Origin of the sequence: Massilia sp. Mn16-1_5, from assembly GCF_004798585.1 — a bacterium.
GTDB lineage: Bacteria > Pseudomonadota > Gammaproteobacteria > Burkholderiales > Burkholderiaceae_D > Telluria.
The window spans coordinates 1-17,719 of sequence record NZ_PPXQ01000025.1 but is presented as its reverse complement, the minus strand read 5'-3'; the positions used below and the strand labels follow the sequence as shown (position 1 = coordinate 17,719).

Annotated in this window: 19 protein-coding genes; 11 read left to right on the top strand and 8 right to left on the bottom strand. The window is 63.9% G+C overall.

What is annotated here, in order from left to right:
* Positions 1-57: 57 nt before the first annotated feature.
* The 5 genes from hemW to C2862_RS22630 all read right to left on the bottom strand — a co-directional run bounded on the left by hemW (position 58) and on the right by C2862_RS22630 (position 4,721).
* Entirely contained in the window at positions 58-1,299 is a 1,242-nt protein-coding gene (gene hemW / locus C2862_RS22650) for a radical SAM family heme chaperone HemW (protein ID WP_136222918.1), read from the bottom strand.
* The gene (gene rdgB / locus C2862_RS22645) at positions 1,296-1,880 is read right to left on the bottom strand and encodes an RdgB/HAM1 family non-canonical purine NTP pyrophosphatase (protein ID WP_136222916.1); all 585 of its coding nucleotides are present in this window, start codon (positions 1,878-1,880) and stop codon (positions 1,296-1,298) included. The genes hemW and rdgB overlap by 4 nt, the downstream gene beginning before the upstream one ends.
* Positions 1,881-2,028: 148 nt before the next feature.
* The gene (gene rph, locus C2862_RS22640; protein WP_136222914.1) at positions 2,029-2,757 is read right to left on the bottom strand and encodes a ribonuclease PH; all 729 of its coding nucleotides are present in this window, start codon (positions 2,755-2,757) and stop codon (positions 2,029-2,031) included.
* Between the two features lie 11 nt (positions 2,758-2,768).
* Positions 2,769-3,707, bottom strand: a complete 939-nt coding sequence (locus C2862_RS22635) for a PP2C family serine/threonine-protein phosphatase (RefSeq protein ID WP_136222912.1) — start codon at positions 3,705-3,707, stop codon at positions 2,769-2,771.
* 27 nt (positions 3,708-3,734) lie between these two features.
* Entirely contained in the window at positions 3,735-4,721 is a 987-nt protein-coding gene (locus tag C2862_RS22630) for a serine/threonine-protein kinase (RefSeq protein ID WP_136222910.1), read from the bottom strand.
* A gap of 93 nt (positions 4,722-4,814) precedes the next feature.
* On the opposite strand from C2862_RS22630, the gene C2862_RS22625 reads away from it, so the two are divergent.
* The 6 genes from C2862_RS22625 (at position 4,815) to C2862_RS22600 (ending at position 10,257) form a co-directional block, all read left to right on the top strand.
* Positions 4,815-5,702 (top strand): YicC/YloC family endoribonuclease, encoded by an 888-nt coding sequence (locus tag C2862_RS22625; protein WP_136222980.1) that lies wholly within the window; start codon positions 4,815-4,817, stop codon positions 5,700-5,702.
* Positions 5,703-5,862: 160 nt separating this feature from the next.
* Entirely contained in the window at positions 5,863-6,507 is a 645-nt protein-coding gene (gene gmk / locus C2862_RS22620) for a guanylate kinase (RefSeq protein ID WP_136222908.1), read from the top strand.
* Positions 6,508-6,657: 150 nt separating this feature from the next.
* A complete protein-coding gene (gene rpoZ / locus C2862_RS22615; RefSeq protein WP_136222906.1) occupies positions 6,658-6,861 on the top strand; it encodes a DNA-directed RNA polymerase subunit omega in 204 nt (67 codons plus the stop codon).
* 76 nt (positions 6,862-6,937) lie between these two features.
* Complete coding sequence (locus tag C2862_RS22610) at positions 6,938-9,178, top strand: bifunctional (p)ppGpp synthetase/guanosine-3',5'-bis(diphosphate) 3'-pyrophosphohydrolase (RefSeq protein ID WP_136222904.1); 2,241 nt, start codon at positions 6,938-6,940, stop codon at positions 9,176-9,178.
* Positions 9,179-9,253: 75 nt separating this feature from the next.
* The gene (locus C2862_RS22605) at positions 9,254-9,457 is read left to right on the top strand and encodes a hypothetical protein (RefSeq protein WP_136222903.1); all 204 of its coding nucleotides are present in this window, start codon (positions 9,254-9,256) and stop codon (positions 9,455-9,457) included.
* An 8-nt stretch (positions 9,458-9,465) separates the two neighbouring features.
* The gene (locus C2862_RS22600; protein WP_136222901.1) at positions 9,466-10,257 is read left to right on the top strand and encodes a hypothetical protein; all 792 of its coding nucleotides are present in this window, start codon (positions 9,466-9,468) and stop codon (positions 10,255-10,257) included.
* A 73-nt stretch (positions 10,258-10,330) separates the two neighbouring features.
* Here C2862_RS22600 and C2862_RS22595 read toward each other — a convergent pair whose 3' ends face one another.
* The 3 genes from C2862_RS22595 to greB are packed head-to-tail and all read right to left on the bottom strand — an operon-like array spanning position 10,331 to position 12,067.
* Positions 10,331-10,819: a DUF1579 domain-containing protein gene (locus C2862_RS22595; protein ID WP_136222978.1), complete on the bottom strand. Its 489-nt coding sequence runs from the start codon at positions 10,817-10,819 to the stop codon at positions 10,331-10,333.
* 26 nt (positions 10,820-10,845) lie between these two features.
* Complete coding sequence (locus C2862_RS22590) at positions 10,846-11,451, bottom strand: biliverdin-producing heme oxygenase (protein ID WP_136222899.1); 606 nt, start codon at positions 11,449-11,451, stop codon at positions 10,846-10,848.
* A gap of 49 nt (positions 11,452-11,500) precedes the next feature.
* On the bottom strand, positions 11,501-12,067 hold the full coding sequence (gene greB, locus C2862_RS22585; RefSeq protein WP_136222897.1) for a transcription elongation factor GreB: 567 nt from the start codon (positions 12,065-12,067) through the stop codon (positions 11,501-11,503).
* A gap of 100 nt (positions 12,068-12,167) precedes the next feature.
* Between greB and C2862_RS22580 the strand changes: the two genes are divergently transcribed.
* From C2862_RS22580 to C2862_RS22560, 5 genes are all read left to right on the top strand, one after another.
* Entirely contained in the window at positions 12,168-12,782 is a 615-nt protein-coding gene (locus C2862_RS22580; RefSeq protein WP_136222895.1) for a hypothetical protein, read from the top strand.
* On the top strand, positions 12,779-14,251 hold the full coding sequence (locus C2862_RS22575; protein WP_229467561.1) for a sensor histidine kinase: 1,473 nt from the start codon (positions 12,779-12,781) through the stop codon (positions 14,249-14,251). Before C2862_RS22580 ends, C2862_RS22575 begins: the two co-directional genes overlap by 4 nt.
* Positions 14,248-14,895: a response regulator transcription factor gene (locus C2862_RS22570; protein WP_136222894.1), complete on the top strand. Its 648-nt coding sequence runs from the start codon at positions 14,248-14,250 to the stop codon at positions 14,893-14,895. Before C2862_RS22575 ends, C2862_RS22570 begins: the two co-directional genes overlap by 4 nt.
* A gap of 111 nt (positions 14,896-15,006) precedes the next feature.
* Positions 15,007-16,563, top strand: a complete 1,557-nt coding sequence (locus C2862_RS22565; protein WP_136222892.1) for a GGDEF domain-containing protein — start codon at positions 15,007-15,009, stop codon at positions 16,561-16,563.
* A 124-nt stretch (positions 16,564-16,687) separates the two neighbouring features.
* Entirely contained in the window at positions 16,688-17,440 is a 753-nt protein-coding gene (locus C2862_RS22560) for a class I SAM-dependent methyltransferase (RefSeq protein WP_136222890.1), read from the top strand.
* Positions 17,441-17,719 lie beyond the last annotated feature (279 nt).

Below are 17,719 nucleotides of genomic sequence, written 5' to 3'. Positions count from 1 at the left end.
GCGGGGTGCAGGCGGTGAATCCTGGGCTCGAGAGCCCAGGCTACGAATTGAATGCCTTCATTTGGTCTCGCCGAGGAACATCTCTTGCAGGTCGTTGAGGAAGCGCTGGCCGAGTTCGGTCGGGCGGATCAGCTTGAAGTCGCGGGTCAATAAGCCCTTGGCTTCGGCGGCGTCCAGGGCCTTGCTGATGGCGGTGATGCTCATGCCGGTGCGTTCGTTGAACAGGTTCGGATCGAAGCCGCCCGTGAGGCGCAGCAGGTTGAGCATGAACTCGAAGCCCATGTCGGCGCGGGCGATCTCGTGTTCTTCCTGGATCGGGTTGCCGCGCTTGGCCGCTTCCATGAAGGAGCCCGGCTGCTTGAAGCGGGCCTGGCGCAGGATGCGGTGCGGGAAGGAGAGCTTCGAGTGCGCGCCGGCGCCGACGCCGAGGTAGTCGCCGAAGGTCCAGTAGTTCAGGTTGTGGCGCGCCTGGCGGCCGGGCCGCGCATAGGCCGAGACTTCGTAGTGGTCGTAGCCGCCGGCCGCCATCGTTTCCGCGATCATGTCCTGCATGTCGGCGCTGGCGTCGTCGTCGGGCAGGCTGGGCGGATACTTGGCGAAGACCGTGTTCGGTTCCATCGTCAGGTGGTACAGCGACAGGTGCGGCGGCGCGAACGAGAGCGCCGTTTTCAGGTCGTGCTCGGCCTGTGCCAGCGTCTGCGAAGGCAGCGCGTACATCAGGTCGAGATTGAAGTTCTCGAAAGTCGAGGTCGCGATCTCGACCGCGCGCAAGGCTTCGCGTTCGTCGTGGATGCGGCCCAGCGATTTCAGGTGTTCGCCATTGAAGCTCTGGATGCCGATCGACAGGCGGTTCACGCCGCTGTCGCGGAACTGGCGGAACTTCTCGATCTCGAAGGTGCCGGGGTTGGCTTCCATCGTGATCTCGGCGTCGATCTCCAGCGGCAGCAAGGTGCGCACGTCCGACAGCAGCCGGTCCAGCCCTGCGGCCGACATCAGGCTCGGCGTGCCGCCGCCGATGAAGACCGTGTGGATCTTGCGGCCCCAGATCAGCGGCAGCGACTGTTCGAGATCGAGGCGCACCGCGTCCAGGTAGTCCTTTTCCGGCAGTTCGCCCTTCGCTTCGTGCGAATTGAAGTCGCAGTACGGGCACTTGCGCACGCACCAGGGGAAGTGGATGTAGAGCGACAGCGGCGGCAAGGCCGTCAGGTTGAGGGCGCCCGGCTGCAGGTATTGCAGGGCCGCGGTGGCGGGATTACGCGGTTCCTTCGAGGTCGAACCCGCGACTTTAATCGGAATCATTTCAGTTTCTCGACCAGTGCGCGCAGGGCCTGGCCCCGGTGCGAGCGCGCATTCTTTTCGTCAGGGGTCAGCTCGGCCGTGGTCTTGCCCAGTTCCGGAATCAGGAAGTGCGGATCGTAGCCGAAGCCGTTCCCGCCGCGCGGCGTGTCGATGATGACGCCGTCCCAGCGGCCATCGGCGATCACCGGTTGCGGGTCATCGGCGTGGCGCACGTAGACCAGCACGCAGTAGTAATACGCCGATTTGTCTTCCTTGCCGGCCAGGTCCGCCACCAGTTTCGCGTTGTTGCGCGCGTCCGATTTCGGCTCGCCGGCGAAGCGCGCCGAATACACGCCCGGCGCGCCGCCCAGCGCGTTCACGCACACGCCGGAGTCGTCGGCCAGCGCCGGCAGGCCGGTCAAGCGCGCGGCATGGCGGGCTTTTTCCAGCGCGTTCTCGACGAAGGTGGCGTGCGGCTCCTCCGCTTCCGGGACGTCGAATTCGCCTTGCGGGTGCAGGGTGAAACCGATCGGGCCGAGGATTTGCTGGAATTCCTTCAGCTTGCCGGCGTTGTTGGAGGCGAGGACGAGGCGTTGGGTCATGGTGGGAAGTCAGGCGCGGAAACGAAGCGCATATTTTACCCCGTTCGTAGGGCGGGCATGCCCGCGCGTGACGCTCGCATCGTGTTGGCGCGGTCTTTCCTAAAACGAAGCCAACACATTGCAAAGTTCCCGCGTGGGCATGCCCACCCTACAAACCCAGTGCGCCTTTCTGCAAACGCACCAGTTCCTTGATTCCGCTGTCAGCCAGGTCCAGCAAGCGATTCATGCCCGCACGGTCGAACGCGGCGCCTTCCGCCGTCCCCTGCACTTCAATAAAATGCCCCGCCTCCGTCATCACCACGTTCATATCGGTATCGCAGCCCGAATCCTCGACGTAATCCAGGTCCAGCACCGGCGTGCCCTGGTAGACGCCGACCGAGATCGCGGCCACGAAATGCTTCACGGGCACGGCGGTCAATGCGCCGCGTGCAACCAGCGCACTGAAGGCGTCGTAGGCAGCGACCATGGCGCCGGTGATCGAGGCGGTGCGGGTGCCGCCGTCGGCCTGGATCACGTCGCAGTCCAGGTGCAGGGTGCGCTCCCCAAAAGCTTCCAGGTCGAAGGCGGCGCGCAGCGAGCGGCCGATCAGGCGCTGGATCTCCTGCGTGCGGCCGGACTGCTTGCCGCGCGCGGCTTCGCGGTCCATGCGGGTGTGGGTCGAGCGCGGCAGCATGCCGTATTCGGCCGTCAGCCAGCCCTGCCCTTTGCCCTTCAGGAAGCCCGGCACCTTCTCTTCGATGCTGGCGGTGCAGATCACCTTGGTGTCGCCGCACTCGATCAGGACCGAACCTTCGGCGTGCTTGGTGTACTGGCGGGTGATGCGGATGTTGCGCAATTGGTCGACTGCGCGGCCGCTCGGGCGGGTGCTGAACGTCATGGTGAACCTTTTTATTTAAGTAATTGGGACGATTTCTCGATCGCCTGGTTGATCTCGGCGATCGCCTTTTCGATGGCGTCTTCGTCGAAGGGGTCGGCGTCGATGGCGGCATCGGGATCGAGCGCGCCGGCATTGCTGATCGTGCTGCTGACCTGGTCCTCGGGCAGGAGCTGGGTCGAGATCACGTTCGGATCGGCGGCGCCGGGATGGTCGGCGCCCTGCCAGCGGATCGCCAGCGCGGTGGTGTTGTCGGCGCGCGGGCCGCCGATGGCGACCGCCATGTTCACCAGTTCCGGCACCGCCTCCACCACGCTGCGGCTGTCGAGCTTCTGGACAATCTCGGCATCCGGCACCATGGACCACAGGCCGTCGGAACAAAGCAGCAGCACGTCGCCCGCTTCCAGGCTGGCCTGGCGCGAGAGCTCGAAGCGCGGCGTGCTGCTGCCGCCCAGGCAGCTGTACAGCTTGTTGCGGTCGGGGTGGGTAGCGCGCTCGGCCGGACTGGCCAGGCCCTTGGCGATCAGGTATTCGAGGTGCGAGTGGTCGCGCGTTTGCGCCAGCACCTGGTTGCGGCGCGTCCAGTAGAGGCGCGAGTCGCCGCAATGGGCCCAGATGGCGCAGCCGTGCTGCACCAGGCAGACGACCACGGTGGTGCGCGGACTTTCCGCCAGCTGGTGGCGCGCGGCATAGGCCAGGATGTCGCGATGGGCCTGCAGCAGCGCCTCTTCCAAGAAGCGCTCGGGCTTCTTGATGGTCGGGCGGGCCTGCATCTGGAACATCATCGACAGGGTCTGCATCGCGATGGTCGAGGCGATCTCGCCATGCTGGTGGCCACCCATGCCGTCGGCCAGCACCAGCAACAGCGCGTCGCGCGTGAAGCAGTAGCCCATCCGGTCCTGGTTGAGCTTTCGCCCGCCGATGTGGCTGTGCTGGTAGACGGAAAACTGCATGGCGGCTCCTGGTTGCCTGTGATTGGTTTATTTGCCCTGGCGGCCAAAGCCGCCGATGCGGCCCAGCAGGCCGCGCAACCCGGCAGTGGGCTGCGGCGCCGGTGCTTCAGGTTCCGCCGCGAGCGGTTTGCTTGGTGCGGCCTGCAGTACCTTGTGGACGGCGAACACGCTGGGCGGACGCGCCATCGGGTCGAGCGCGAGGCAGGCGCGCACGGTCGCCACCAGCTCGGGCGAATAGGCGCCTTCCAGCTTGGCGAACTGGTCGTCCAGCTTGTCGCCCTGCTTGCGCGCATCGGCCGCCTGCGGCGGCGTACCGAACATGCAGGCGTACATGGCCGCGCCCAGGCTGTAGATGTCGGACCAGGGACCGAGCGGCTGGCCCTTAATGTAGAGCTCGGGCGGCGCGAAGCCCGGGGTGTACATCGGCGCCAGCATGGGGGAGTCAAGCCCGGCCGCCTGGCGCGCGGCGCCGAAGTCGAGCAGGATGGGCGAGCCGTCGCTGCGCAGGTAGATATTGGCCGGCTTCAGGTCCAGGTGCAGCAGCTTGTTGGCATGGGTTTCGCGCAGGCCGCGGCAGACGCCGTCGAAGGTCTTGCGGACAAAACCCTCGCCCAGGCGGCCGCCCTTGGCCATCATACGCGCGATGTGCTCCTGCAGCGACTGGCCCGACTCGTAGGCCATGACCATGTAGACCGTATCGTTGGCGCGGAAGAAGTTCACGATGCGCACCACGTTCGGGTGGTTGATGCGCGCCAGCGCCCTGCCCTCCTCGAAGAAGCACTTCAGGCCGATACGGAACAGCGGCTGGTTCGGGCGCGCGATCAGGGGCACGAGTTCGCCCGGCTGGCGCAGCGCCAGCGCGCTGGGCAGGTACTCCTTGATGGCCACCGCGCTGCCTTCGGCATCATATGCAAGATAGACAATACTGAACCCGCCAGACGCGATTTTCTTTACAATGCGATAACCGGCAATCTCCAGCCCTTCCGGCAAGGGTGCGTTATTTTGTGCGGCCATACTGAAGAGTTCCTTGCATAACACGGCGATTGTGTGGATAAATGTCGGACTTGTAAAGAATAAAAACCGGGGACTTTAGTGAGCATTTCAAGCATGACAGGCTATGCGGTGGCCACCAGCGAAGGCGCGGCGGGCACCCTGACGATCGAGATCAAGAGCGTCAATTCGCGTTTTCTCGATCTCCAGTTCCGTATCAACGACGAACTGCGCGCGCTGGAACCGGACCTGCGCGCCGCCATCATGGCCGCCATTACCCGCGGCAAAGTCGAAGCACGCCTGTCCTTCGGCCGCAAGGTCGCCGGCGGCGCCCAGGCGCTGAACCAGGCGCTGCTGGCCGACCTGGCCCGCTTGCAAGGCGAAGTCAGCCAGCACTTCCCGCAGGCGCAAGCCATGTCGGTGGCCGAGCTGCTGCGCTGGCCCGGCGTGGTCGAGGAATCGCACATCGGGCAGGAATCGCTTCAGGCCGACGTCGCCGCCCTCACCGCCAAGACCATCGCCGCCTTCGTCGAAAGCCGCAAGCGCGAAGGCGCGGCGCTGGAAACGATGCTGCAATCGCGCATCGATTCGATGGAAGCCATCGTCAAGCGCATCACCCCGCTGATCCCGCAAGTCATCGCCCAGTTCCAGCAGAAAGCCGTCGAGCGCATGCAGGATGCGCTGGGCCTGGCCGGCCACGGCAATCCGTCGACGCTGACGCGACAGGAAGTATTCGAACGGATCCGCCAGGAAGTCACTTTATATGGCATCCGCATCGACGTTTCCGAAGAACTGTCGCGCCTGTCGGCGCACCTGAACGAGACGCGCCACATCCTGAAGAAGGGCGGCCAGGTCGGCAAGCGCCTCGACTTCATGATGCAGGAATTGAACCGCGAAGCGAATACGCTGGGCGCCAAGGCATCGGTCAAAGAGCTGGCGGATGCGTCGATGGAGCTCAAATTGCTGATCGAGCAGATGCGGGAGCAGGTGCAGAACCTGGAATAAAACCAATTTGAATGGCGGTGCGATGATCTCGCAGCCGCTTGAACGCGTGGACGGGGGCCCCGTCCACCCTACGTGTATCAAACTGTAGGGTGGACGGGTTTCCCGTCCACGCGTTCAGCTATATGATGAACAATCGCGATAAGAAACAAAGGAAACACCCATGATCACCACCGCTTTCTCCGGCAGCCTGTTCATTGTCGCCGCCCCTTCCGGCGCCGGCAAATCGACCCTGGTCAATGCGCTGCTGGCACAGGAGCCGGGCATCCAGCTGTCGATCTCGACCACCACGCGCCAGCCGCGTCCGGGCGAGCAGGATGGCGTGCATTACCACTTCACCACCGCCGAGGACTTCGTCAAGCGTGCCGATCGCGGCGAATTCATGGAGTGGGCCGAGGTGCACGGCAATTACTATGGCACCAGCCGCCTGACCGTCGAAGAGAAAATGAAGACCGGTACCGACATCCTGCTGGAAATCGACTGGCAGGGCGCGCGCCAGGTGAAAAAGCAGTTCCCGGACGCGGCCGGCATTTTCATCCTGCCGCCCTCGATCGAGGCACTGGAAGAGCGTCTGCACAAGCGCGGCACCGACGAACCGCACATCATCACGCGCCGTTTGCTGGCCGCCGGGGGTGAGATCGCTCACGCTCCCGAGTTCGAATATGCTATCATCAACGAAGAGTTCAACGTCGCCTTGGCCCAACTGCAGGCGATTGTCCAGGCGACACGTTGCCGCTTCGCCCAACAGGCTGCCCGCAACGCCTCGCTGTTTGCCCAGCTGGGTATCCACGCGATTCAACCGACTTAATTCAACTAACGTAACAGAAGCTCGAGAAACCGTAGCGAGCGGAAGAAGTTTTGGCCGAGAAGCGCAGCTGTACTTGAGTACAGCGAGCATCGCAGGCCAAAAATTCGACGCGCAGTAGGTTTATCGAGCTTCCACCACAGGAGCTAGACCATGGCCCGTATCACCATCGAAGATTGCCTCAAGAACGTCCCGAACCGCTTCCAGCTGACCCTGGCCGCAACCTATCGCGCACGCCAGCTGCTGCAGGGCCATACCCCGAAGGTCGAAGCCAAGGACAAGCCGACCGTCGTCGCCCTGCGCGAAATCGCCGCCGGCAAGATCGGCCTGGAAATGCTGAAAAAAGTGCCGATGTAAGAGCACCGGTGCGCCAGACTGTGTCGATGCCTGATTCTGTTATTCTGTCACCACACTGCGGCTGATCGACTAACGTATGAACCTGTTCCCCCCGGACTCGACACAATCAGGCAACACCACCGCCCGGACCAAGCGTCCGGGCAAGCCGCAAGACCTACCTGAGCCGCCCGCTCCCGGCGTTGCCTCGGTCACCCAGCTGGTCAACCAGCTGTCGGAATACCTCACTCCCGTCGAACTGAAGAAGGTCAAGGAAGCCTACCGCTTCTCCGACGAGATGCATCTCGGGCAAGTCCGCAAGTCGGGCGAGCCGTATATCTCCCATCCGATCGCCGTCGCCGAAATCTGCGCCGAGTGGAAGCTCGACGCCCAGGCCATCATGGCCGCGCTGCTGCACGACGTCATCGAAGACCAGGACGTCAAGAAGGAAGAGCTGATCGAGCGCTTCGGCCCGCAGGTAGCGAACCTGGTCGACGGCCTCTCCAAGCTGGAAAAGATCGAGTTCCAGAGCCTGGTCGAAGCGCAGGCGGAAAACTTCCGCAAGATGCTGCTGGCGATGGCCTCCGACGTGCGCGTGATCCTGATCAAGCTGGCCGACCGCCTGCACAACATGCGCACGCTGGGCGTGATGACGCCGGCGAAGAAGCGCCGCATCGCCGGCGAGACGATGGAAGTGTATGTGCCGATCGCCCACCGCCTCGGCCTGAACAACATCTACCGCGAGCTGCAGGACCTCGCCTTCTCGCACCTGTATCCGCTGCGTTACCGCACCCTCTCGAAGGCGGTGAAGGCGGCGCGCGGCAACCGGCGCGAGGTGGTCAAGAAGATCCTGGAAGCGGTCAAGAACACGCTGGCCATGGCCGGCATCCACGCCGAAGTCTACGGCCGCGAGAAGACCCTGTTCGGCATCTACAAAAAGATGCGCAACAAGCACCTGTCCTTCTCGCAGGTGCTGGACGTGTACGGTTTCCGCATCGTGGTCGACACGGTCCCGAACTGTTATGTGGCGCTCGGCACCCTGCACGGCCTGTACAAGCCGATGCCGGGCAAGTTCAAGGATTACATCGCGATTCGCAAGCTGAACGGCTACCAGTCGCTGCACACCACCCTGATCGGCCCCTACGGCACCCCGGTCGAATTCCAGATCCGCACCCAGGACATGCACCGCACCGCCGAGAGCGGCGTGGCGGCGCACTGGCTGTACAAGACGGGCGACCAGAACATGTCGGACCTGCAGCAGCGCACCCACGCCTGGCTGCAATCGCTGCTCGACATCCAGCAGCAGACCGGCGACTCGGCCGAGTTCCTCGAGCACGTGAAGGTCGACCTGTTCCCGGACTCGGTGTATGTGTTCACGCCGAAGTCGAAGATCATCGCCCTGCCGCGCGGCGCCACGGCGCTCGACTTCGCATACTCCATCCACACCGGCATCGGCGACCACACGGTGGCGGTGAAAATTAACAACGAAACCCAGCCGCTGCGCACCGAGCTGCACAACGGCGACATCGTCGAGATCGTCACCGACCCGGATTCGCGCCCGAGCCCGACCTGGCTCAGCTACGTGCGCACCGGCAAGGCACGCTCGGCGATCCGCCACCACCTGCGCACCATCAACGTCAACGAGTCGGTGGAACTGGGCCAGGAACTGCTGGCGCAGGCGCTGGCCGCGCGCAACATCGAACCTGAGCTGCCGGCCAGCACGATCGAAAAGCTGCTGGCCGAATCCTCGGCCAAGTCGATGGACGAACTGTACGCCGACATCGGCATCGGCAAGCGCATGCCGGCGCTCGTCGCGCGCCACATCTTCGGCCTGATGGACGGCGGCGAGTCCGACGCCCTGCCCTCGAACCTGCCACCCGCCGCCGACATCGACCCGGTCACGATCTACGGCAGCGAAGGCGTCTCGGTGCAATTGGCGCCCTGCTGCCTGCCGATCCCGGGCGACCAGATCACCGGCCAGCTGCGGCGCGACCAGGGCCTGGTGGTGCACACCTGCGACTGCCTGCCGGCCAAGCGCATGCGTGCAAAAGAGCCGGACCGCTGGATCGCCGTGCAGTGGGGCGAGGAGCTGAACCGCCGCTTCGACTGCCGCATCCGACTGCTGATCAACAACGAAAAGGGCATCCTCGCGCGCGTGGCGGCCGAGATCGGCGAATCGGACGGCAACATCACCTATGTCGGCATGGACGAGGACGACGAGAACATGATGACGCAGTTGCGCTTTACGATTCAGGTGAAGGATCGGGTGCACCTGGCGCATCTGATCCGCAACTTGCGGCGTGTGGCGGGGGTCAATCGCGTGGAGCGCGAGCGGGCATGAAATCTGGTGTTTGTGCACTCACAACATCTCCGGCCTATGCGCCACTGATCGCCGTATTTATGGCATAGTAGTCTTATGAAAGCACTCAAAAGCAAATTGGCGGCCCAGCTGTTGGCAGACCCTGCTGCGAGCGACCAACTGCGCAATTTCCTGGTCAATAGACCAGCAAGCGGTTCGCGGCCACAACAGGCTGCGACGGAACGCGTCGTCATTCGCAGCAGGAACGGAGCACTGACCGTGCAAGCAAGCGTCGTTCCAAAAGCCGCCAAGGCTGCTTAAATTGACAAATGAATGTCGCGCTGCCGACACTCATCCTATTTGTCATTCTTCTTCCCGGCTTTATCTTCCGTAGTGGCCTGAAGCGGGCGGAACGGACCTCCGTCGACTTCTCACCGTTCGGCCGTGTCGTGGCCGAAGCTGTCCTTTGGGCGATTCTGCTGCATCTGGCATGGCTGACAGGGGCGCACCTGTTCTTCTCGCGTGAGTTCGAACCGATCGTACTGATGAACTTGCTATCCTCTGTGCCGGTCAGCCAAGCCGCTGCGGCACAGCAAGTCGCTGTCGAATTTCGCCCGATTGCAACTTATTGCATTTCCCTGCTGATCGCCTCTTACCTCGTTCCCATGGTAGTGCGCAGCAAGATCTCGGCCTTTCGACTAGACCGCGAGGGCGCGCCGCTGAGCACCGTGTTCCGTTTCCACGACGCACCTTGGTACTACCTCCTGACCGGAGCCGACTTTACCGAGGATGAGCAACCGGATCTCATCTTCATATCGGCAATCGTCGAAGTAGCAAAAGAGGCGGTCCTATACGTAGGCATCCTGGACGACTTCTACTTCGATTCAGAGGGGCAGCTCGACCGCTTGATCCTGCAAGGGGTGCTGCGCCGTCCTTTATCGAGAGATAAGTCTACCGAGCCGGGCGCGGACGAAGAGGGCAAAGAGCGCTTCTACCCAATTGACGGCGACAATTTCGTATTGCGATATAGCGAAGCTATTACCTTAAACGTCCAGTATGTAAAGCTGACGGCGGCTGATGCTGACATACTTTCGCAGAACGCTGCTTCCAGCGCGCACTGAGGCAAACCAGACGCTTTTCACACATCGACCGAGGCCAATGGTCTTTGTTCATCCCCGCCGTGAACAAAGTCAATCACACAGCCGTAACGAAGGTCATCGTCCAGTTCGTTTCCCAACTCTCTCCCCCGTCGTTCGAAAACGCCTGCTCCCAGGTCGGGTTCCGGCCCGGCAGCGCCGTCCAGGTAAAGCGCACCTTGATCGCCCGCCCATCGAGCACATCGTCGGCAAAGAACAGGCCGACGCCATCGGAGAACTTGCCGACTACCGGCACGTCGAGCGCGCCCGGGTTGCGGCCGTCCAGCCACCAGATCGACCAGGTACCCGTTTCGCGGGAATACGAGCGCATCGCCAGCGCGCGCACGCGTCCGTCCGGGAAGTCGAGGATGTTGTCTTCGAGGTTGCCGAAGCCGCCGAGGGTTTTCACAGTCGAGGAGCGGCCCGTGAACGTGGTCCACGCGCTGCAGCCGGTCAGGCGGGAATTCAGGCGCCGGTGTTCGACGGTCCAGTCGCCGATGATGAAATCGAAGTCGGTCGGTGCGTTCGTTTCCAGCGGCAGCGGCATGGCGGTATCCCTGAGTTGGTGTGGAATCAATCTTTTCCGCCGAAGGCCAGCCCGAGGATGCGATCGAAGGCGTCGCAGGCGCCCGCACAGGCTTCGGCCACGTCGCCCTCGCCATGCACTTCGGCGCGCAACGCTTCCATGAAGGCGCGCCAGCGCGGACCGGGGCCGCCTTCGCCCGCGCCGCGCAGGTAGCGCAGCGGGTGCGGCGCCAGCTGGTCCGCCAGGCGTTTATAGAGCACGGCGCCGCCCAGCTGCGAGCCTTCGACGACATAGGCGACGCCCCAGCGGTAGGCGGGCGAGGCATCGACCGGCCAGGGTGCAGGGCTTGCCTGCACGGGTTCGGTGCAGCCGCTCAGGGCGGGATCGGCCAGGTCAGCCTCGATCAAGTCCAGGTGCGGGGCGTCAGCCAGGCCGGCCGGTCCCTGCGGGCCGTCCGTGTAGCTTTGCTGCCAGGCGTCGAGCGGCGCCAGCCAGGCGCGCAGCAGTTGCAAGTGTTGATGGTAGTCGGCCAGGGTGGCGTCGGGCGCGGAGAGCGGCAGGCCGCTGTCGAGGCGTTCGTGGCGCGAGCTTGTCGCCCGCCGCAGCGCGGCCAGGACGTCGGACTCGCGTGCGGTGTCGGTGGATCGGTTCATGTGGGGGCCAGGTGCGCCAAAGCAGACATCTTACCAGCCCAGGAATAATTCAGTCGGCGATGGGTTCCGGATACTCGACCGACACGATCTCCAGTTCGTCGCTGCCCTGCGGCGTCTGCAGGGTGGCAATATCTCCCTCGCGGCACTTGGTCAGCGCGCGCGCCACCGGCGAGACCCAGCTGATGCGTCCGCGCAATGGGTCGAGCTCGTCGACGCCGACGATGGTGACCGTGTGTTCTTCTCCCGCCTTGTTGACGTAGGTGACGGTGGCGCCGAAGAAGACCTGGTCGTTCCCGTAATGCACGCTCGGATCGACGACGAAGGCCGAATCCATGCGCTTGGTAAGAAAACGGATACGGCGGTCGATCTCGCGCAGGCGGCGCTTGCCGTAGATGTAGTCGCCGTTTTCCGAGCGGTCGCCGTTCGAAGCGGCCCAGTGCACCACGCGCACCACTTCCGGACGGTCGACGTCGATCAGCTGCAGCAATTCATCCTTGATGGCCTTGTAGCCGCCAGGAGTGATGTAGTTCTTGGCGCCGGCGGGAATCGCCTGCGCCAGGGCGACGGCTTCGTCATCGTCGTCGTTGTCGGACTCTTTTACAAATGCCTTGTTCATTCGTCCATTGTAGCCCCAGATCCGGCGGCTTGAAAAACCGTTGCCGGATTGCTCAGCTTCGCCTAAGGATTGCTTGCGCGGATGCCGTATCATGCGCAGCATGACGAGTCGACTTCCTTCCCGCAGTCCGCTGCTTGCGCCCCTGCTCTACCTGGTGGCGCTCCTGCTGCTGGCCGAGCAATGGCTGTGGGAAACGGGTAGCCGCTTCGCCAGCGGGCTGGCCACCTGGCCGCCGCTGCGGATGCTGGAAAACGGCATCCGGCGCCTGCCGCCCTGGGCCGCCCTGCTCGCTTTTGCCCTGCCCGGCCTGCTGCTGTTGCCGGTCAAGTTTCTGGCTTTACTCGCGATCGCCCACGGTCACGCCCTGACCGGCCTGCTGGTCTTCATTGTCGCCAAGCTGGGCGGAGCGGTGGTGGTGGCGCGCATCTACGTGCTGACCCTGCCGTCCTTGCTGGCGCTCGTCTGGTTTGCGCGGTGGCACAATCGCTTCATTATGTTCAAGGACCAGCTCATTGCCCGCCTGCGCGCCAGCGTCATGTACAGTCAGGCGCGCCGTTCGTTCTCGAGCCTGCGCCGTACCCTGCGCCGGCTGCGCTACCAGTTGCGCCCTTCCGTGCCCTTCGGCAGCCGCCACGCCACGCGCAGCGCGCGCGCCCTGCGCCGCTTCGTTTCTCTCTGGCGCCGGCGCCGCAAACCAGAAAACGACAGGACATGACGAGCACCGAACCCCTGCTGGCCGCGCCCATGCACGCCGCGCCGGCCGAAATCCTGCTGATCGACGCGGCCACGCTGGCCCTGGTCGACATGAATACCAGCGCCCGCGCCAACCTCGGCTACGATGGCGCCATGCCGCAAGGCCTGCGCGCCAGCGACGTCGCCCCCGGCCTGGACGACGGCGCCCTGAATGCGCTATTGGCCAGCCTGGGCGAAGACATCGGCGACCAGCGCTGCCTGCGCACCGAATTGCGGCGCGCCGACGGCAGCAGCTATCCGGCCAAGCTGACCTTCTTGCGCACCCAGCGCGACGGCCGTTCTCTGCTGCTGGCGATCGGCGACGACCTCTCGCCTGAACAAGCGGCATCCAGCGCCCTCGCGCAATACCAGACGCGCTTCAACGCCATCGTCGATCACACACCGGGCCTGGTCTACCAGTTCCTGCTCGCCGCCGACGGACGCCATTCTTTCCCCTACCTGAGCGAAGGCTGCGCCTCCCTGCTCGGCGTGCAGCCGGCCCAGCTGCAGCTCGACCCGGACCTGTTCCTGCGCCTGATCCTGCCGGAAGACCGCAAGGGCTACCTGGAAGCGATGGCGGTGTCGAAGATTTCCTTATCAAGCTGGAACTGGGAAGGCCGGATCTGGATCGACGCCTGGAAAGACGTCAAATGGATCAACCTGCGCGCTACGCCCCATGCGGCGGGCGGCGGTGCGGTCCAGTGGGACGGCATCATGACCAACATCACCGACAGCAAGATCGAGCAGCAGGAAGCCCTGCGCTCGCGCGCGCGGCTGGCCGAGCTGACGGAACATAGCGAGCAGGTGAAGGAGCAGGAACGGGCCCGCATCGCGCGCGAGATCCATGACGACCTGGGCGGCAACCTTACCGCGATCAAGATGGCGCTGTCGATGCTGAGTAGCCGCCTGCCCCAGGACCAGCCTGCCCTGCTGGAAAAGGCGACCTACCTCGACGACCTGGTCGATCGCACCATCGAGGCCGTGCACCGCATCTCGCTCGACCTGCGCCCTTCGACCCTGGACCTGGGTATCGTCGCCGCGCTGGAATGGCAGGCGCGCGAATTCGAGAAGGGCTCCGGCATTGCCTGCATCTTCCGCAGCGCCGAGCGCGAGATCGAACTCGATCCGGACCATGCGGCGGCGCTGTTCCGCATCTTCCAGGAAGCGCTGACGAACGTCGCCAAGCATGCCGGCGCGACGCGCGTGACGGTGACCCTGCGCCGCCAGCGCCAGCACCTGACGCTCGCCATCTGCGACAACGGCCGCGGCATCGCTCCGGCCGACCGCCTGAAGCCGCACTCCTTCGGCCTGCGCGGCATGAGCGAACGGGCGCGCGCGCTGGGCGGCACGTTGACCTTGTCGGCGGCGCCAGGAGGTGGCACGATGGTGACAATCAAGATCCGGCTGGCTCCATCGCCAACCGCCCGTAGTGAAATGCCCAGGGAACAATGACCGACAAAGCCACCATCCGCGTATTCATTGCCGACGACCACGCCATCGTGCGCGAAGGCCTGAAACAGATCCTGGCCGAACAGCGCGACATCGTCGTCGCCGGCGAGGCCGAGAACGGCCTGGACGCGATCAAGCTCTTCCGCAAGTCGCGCTGCCACGTGATGCTGTTGGACATCTCCATGCCCGACCGCAACGGCATCGAGGTGCTCAAGCAGATCAAGCAGGAACGCCCGGAACTGGCCGTACTGATGCTGTCGATGCACCGTGAAGACCAGTACGCGATCCGCGCCCTGAAGGCGGGCGCGGCCGGCTATCTGACCAAGCAGAGCGCGCCGCGCGAGCTGGTCACCGCGATCCGCCAGGTAGCGAGCGGCCAGAAATACGTCAGCGCCACGCTGGCCCAGGCACTGGCGAGCCAGGTCGGCGCTGATCACGAAGCGCCGCCACACGACAGCCTTTCTGACCGCGAGTTCCAGACGCTGACGATGATCGCTTCGGGCAAGACGGTGAGCGAGATCGCGCGCGAATTGTCGTTGTCGGTGAAAACGGTGAGCGAATACCGGGCCCGCCTGCTGGCGAAGATGAACCTCAAAACCAGCGCAGAACTGACCCACTACGCCATCCGCAACCAGCTCGTAGAATAGGCCAGCTCATCCATTGCCGTTTAGTAAGAGACTTTCCGGCCTCTTTTCGTGCGATGCCGAAAAGAAAAGATGCTTATCATTGCTGCATAGTAAATACGTAGCCTTTGCATCATGTCCAACCCGCCCGCACAGAATCCCGTCGACATTGCCCGCGAGGCCTTTCGGCGCCTCGCCACGCGCCGCATCGCGCCCACGCCCGATGCCTACCGCGAGATCTACGACGAGATCGCCGGCATCCAGAAGCCGGCGCCTGCACCCGCAGCGCCCGCCCCTGCCGAGCTGGTGCTGGGCGACTTCGCCACGCAGCTGACCGACACCCCGGGCGAGCTGGCCGAGTACGGACGCCGCCTGAACCGCGCCGTGAAGGCGCGCGACTGGGACGGCTATGCGCGCGCCCTGTCGCAGCTGGTCGAAAAGCACCTGCGGCGCGGCATTCCGCCGGGCGTGACCTACGGCATGGAAAGCAAGGACACCATCCTCCTGCGCGAACTGCTCAGCCGCACGCTGGCGTTCGCCCTGGCCTCGCTGCTGCCGGCCAGCCCCACGCTGGCCAGCGAAGCCGAATCGCTGGGCGCGGCCGTCAAGGTGGCCCACAGCGAAGCGGCGCTGCAGGAAATCGCCACGCGCCTGAAGGAACTGTGCTTCCAGATCGAACTGCACAACGGCGACGCCGGCGAACAGCAGGAACTGCTGCTGCGCCTTTTTAAACTGCTGCTTGAGAACGTCAGCGAACTGCTGGACGACGACAGCTGGATGCGCGGCCAGATCGACGCCGTGCAGGAACTCATCAGTGGCCCGATCGACACGCGCTCGCTGGAAGACGTAACGCGCAGCTTGAAGGACGTGATTTATAAACAGGGGCAGCTGAAGCACAACCTGTCGGACGTGAAAGCCACCGTCAAGAACATGATGATGACCTTCATCGACCGCCTCGGTTCGGTGGCGGCCTCGACCGGCGACTTCCACGACAAGCTGGGTGGCTTCTCGGACCGCATCCGCCACGCCGCCGACATCACCGAACTGAACGAAGTGCTGGACGAAGTGCTGCGCGAAACGAAGCAGGCGCAAGCCGAGGCCCTGGCCTCGCGCGACCGCATGCTGGCGGCGCACAAGGAAGTGCAGGAAGCCGAAAGCCGCATCAAGGAACTGGAAGCGAAGCTGCAGCACATGAGCGAACTGGTGCGCGAAGACCAGCTCACCGGCACCCTGAACCGGCGCGGCCTGGACGACGTCTTCGAACGCGAAAGCGCCCGCGCCGACCGCCGCAACACGCCGCTGTGCGTCGCCCTCCTCGACCTCGACAATTTCAAGAAGCTGAACGACACCTACGGCCACCTGGCCGGCGACAACGCCCTGCGCCACCTGGCCAAGGTCGTGAAATCGACCCTGCGCTCGATCGACGTGATCGCCCGCTTCGGCGGCGAGGAATTCATGATCATGCTGCCGGAAACCCCGGTCGACGCGGCCGTGCAAACCATGATCCGCCTGCAGCGCGAGTTGACCAAGCACTTCTTCCTGCACGATAACGAGAAGCTGCTGATCACCTTCTCCGCCGGCGTGGCGCTGCGCCTGCCGAACGAAGACCAGGCGACGCTGCTGGCGCGCGTTGACAAGGCGATGTATCAGGCCAAGCAGACGGGTAAGAATCGCGTTGTGGTGGCGGACTGAGCGGACCTGACCGTACAGATGTAGCCAACGTACGCCAGGCAGCCAATGCCGCTACACTGATCATTCCATTCACGGCAAGCCTGCCGGCGCCAGTGCAGGCAGCGATCTCTTATGGAAACCGATCATGCACCGCATCTTCCACACTCACCGTACGCTGCCCATCCTGCTGGCCTGCCTGTCGGCTCTGACGCTACTGTCATCCGCTAGCATCGATGCCGCAGCACAGGCAGCCGCCGATACGCGCTATGAACGCGTCGTACCCAGCCCGGATGGCATCGGCAAGCGTTACATGGGCCGCGAGATTGCTGGCGTGATGGGATGGGAAGGCGCGCAATGGCTCGAGCGCGAAAGCCGCGCACGCGAGGAGCGGCCGGAATTGCTTCTGCGGGAACTGGCGCTGGCACCCGGCATGACGGTAGCCGACATCGGCGCCGGCACCGGCTACTACACCTGGCAGCTGGCGAAACAGGTCGGGCCCGGCGGACGTGTTTATGCAGTTGACGTGCAGCCGGAAATGATCAGCATGCTCGACAACCAAATGGCAAAGCGCGGCGTGCGCAACGTGGTCTCGGTACTAGGCAGCGAAACCACCGTCAAACTGCCTTCGGGCAGCGTCGACTTGGCAATCATGGTCGATGTCTACCACGAGCTCGCCTATCCCGCCGAGGTCCTCGACAGCATCGTCAAGGCGCTGAAGCCGGGCGGCCGCGTCGTCTTCGTCGAATACCGGGCCGAGGATCCCGCAGTCGCGATCAAGCCGCTGCACAAGATGAGCGAGCGGCAGGTACGGCGTGAAGCGACGGCACATGGCCTGAAGTGGGAACGTAGTGTCGAATCGCTGCCGATGCAGCATGCGATCGTGTTTCGAAAGCCCTGAGCGCAGATTTTTTGCTGATCCTATCGATGATCAGCAGCCCGAGAGCTGAGTGGCATAGCAGGTTCCGCCGCTGAGCAGACCTAACTGGGATGATGCAATTACACCAACAGGGTCAGGTCTGTCATTTCCGTGGGCAGGCGAGCTGAACGTCTGTATATGGACTCCTCCTCGTTTGCAAACAATCCGTCTTCAGGCCGTGAGGTACGACTGCTCACGTATATCCGGTCTCGTGCTACCGCACCTGCTCCAGGTGCTGGACCCTGATGGGCTATTCGCGCG

Bases quoted from the DNA above. Each gene is read 5' to 3' on its own strand.
- C2862_RS22595 (WP_136222978.1), bottom strand. From the start codon at position 10,819: ATGCCGCTGCCGCTGGAAACGAACGCACCGACCGACTTCGATTTCATC.
- C2862_RS22565 (WP_136222892.1), top strand. From the start codon at position 15,007: ATGTCCAACCCGCCCGCACAGAATCCCGTCGACATTGCCCGCGAGGCC.
- C2862_RS22570 (WP_136222894.1), top strand. From the start codon at position 14,248: ATGACCGACAAAGCCACCATCCGCGTATTCATTGCCGACGACCACGCC.
- C2862_RS22630 (WP_136222910.1), bottom strand. From the start codon at position 4,721: ATGGCCGCACAAAATAACGCACCCTTGCCGGAAGGGCTGGAGATTGCC.
- C2862_RS22610 (WP_136222904.1), top strand. From the start codon at position 6,938: ATGAACCTGTTCCCCCCGGACTCGACACAATCAGGCAACACCACCGCC.
- gmk (WP_136222908.1), top strand. From the start codon at position 5,863: ATGATCACCACCGCTTTCTCCGGCAGCCTGTTCATTGTCGCCGCCCCT.
- C2862_RS22575 (WP_229467561.1), top strand. From the start codon at position 12,779: ATGACGAGCACCGAACCCCTGCTGGCCGCGCCCATGCACGCCGCGCCG.
- C2862_RS22635 (WP_136222912.1), bottom strand. From the start codon at position 3,707: ATGCAGTTTTCCGTCTACCAGCACAGCCACATCGGCGGGCGAAAGCTC.
- rph (WP_136222914.1), bottom strand. From the start codon at position 2,757: ATGACGTTCAGCACCCGCCCGAGCGGCCGCGCAGTCGACCAATTGCGC.
- C2862_RS22600 (WP_136222901.1), top strand. From the start codon at position 9,466: ATGAATGTCGCGCTGCCGACACTCATCCTATTTGTCATTCTTCTTCCC.
- rpoZ (WP_136222906.1), top strand. From the start codon at position 6,658: ATGGCCCGTATCACCATCGAAGATTGCCTCAAGAACGTCCCGAACCGC.
- C2862_RS22560 (WP_136222890.1), top strand. From the start codon at position 16,688: ATGCACCGCATCTTCCACACTCACCGTACGCTGCCCATCCTGCTGGCC.
- greB (WP_136222897.1), bottom strand. From the start codon at position 12,067: ATGAACAAGGCATTTGTAAAAGAGTCCGACAACGACGACGATGACGAA.
- C2862_RS22590 (WP_136222899.1), bottom strand. From the start codon at position 11,451: ATGAACCGATCCACCGACACCGCACGCGAGTCCGACGTCCTGGCCGCG.
- hemW (WP_136222918.1), bottom strand. From the start codon at position 1,299: ATGATTCCGATTAAAGTCGCGGGTTCGACCTCGAAGGAACCGCGTAAT.
- C2862_RS22580 (WP_136222895.1), top strand. From the start codon at position 12,168: ATGACGAGTCGACTTCCTTCCCGCAGTCCGCTGCTTGCGCCCCTGCTC.
- C2862_RS22605 (WP_136222903.1), top strand. From the start codon at position 9,254: ATGAAAGCACTCAAAAGCAAATTGGCGGCCCAGCTGTTGGCAGACCCT.
- rdgB (WP_136222916.1), bottom strand. From the start codon at position 1,880: ATGACCCAACGCCTCGTCCTCGCCTCCAACAACGCCGGCAAGCTGAAG.
- C2862_RS22625 (WP_136222980.1), top strand. From the start codon at position 4,815: ATGACAGGCTATGCGGTGGCCACCAGCGAAGGCGCGGCGGGCACCCTG.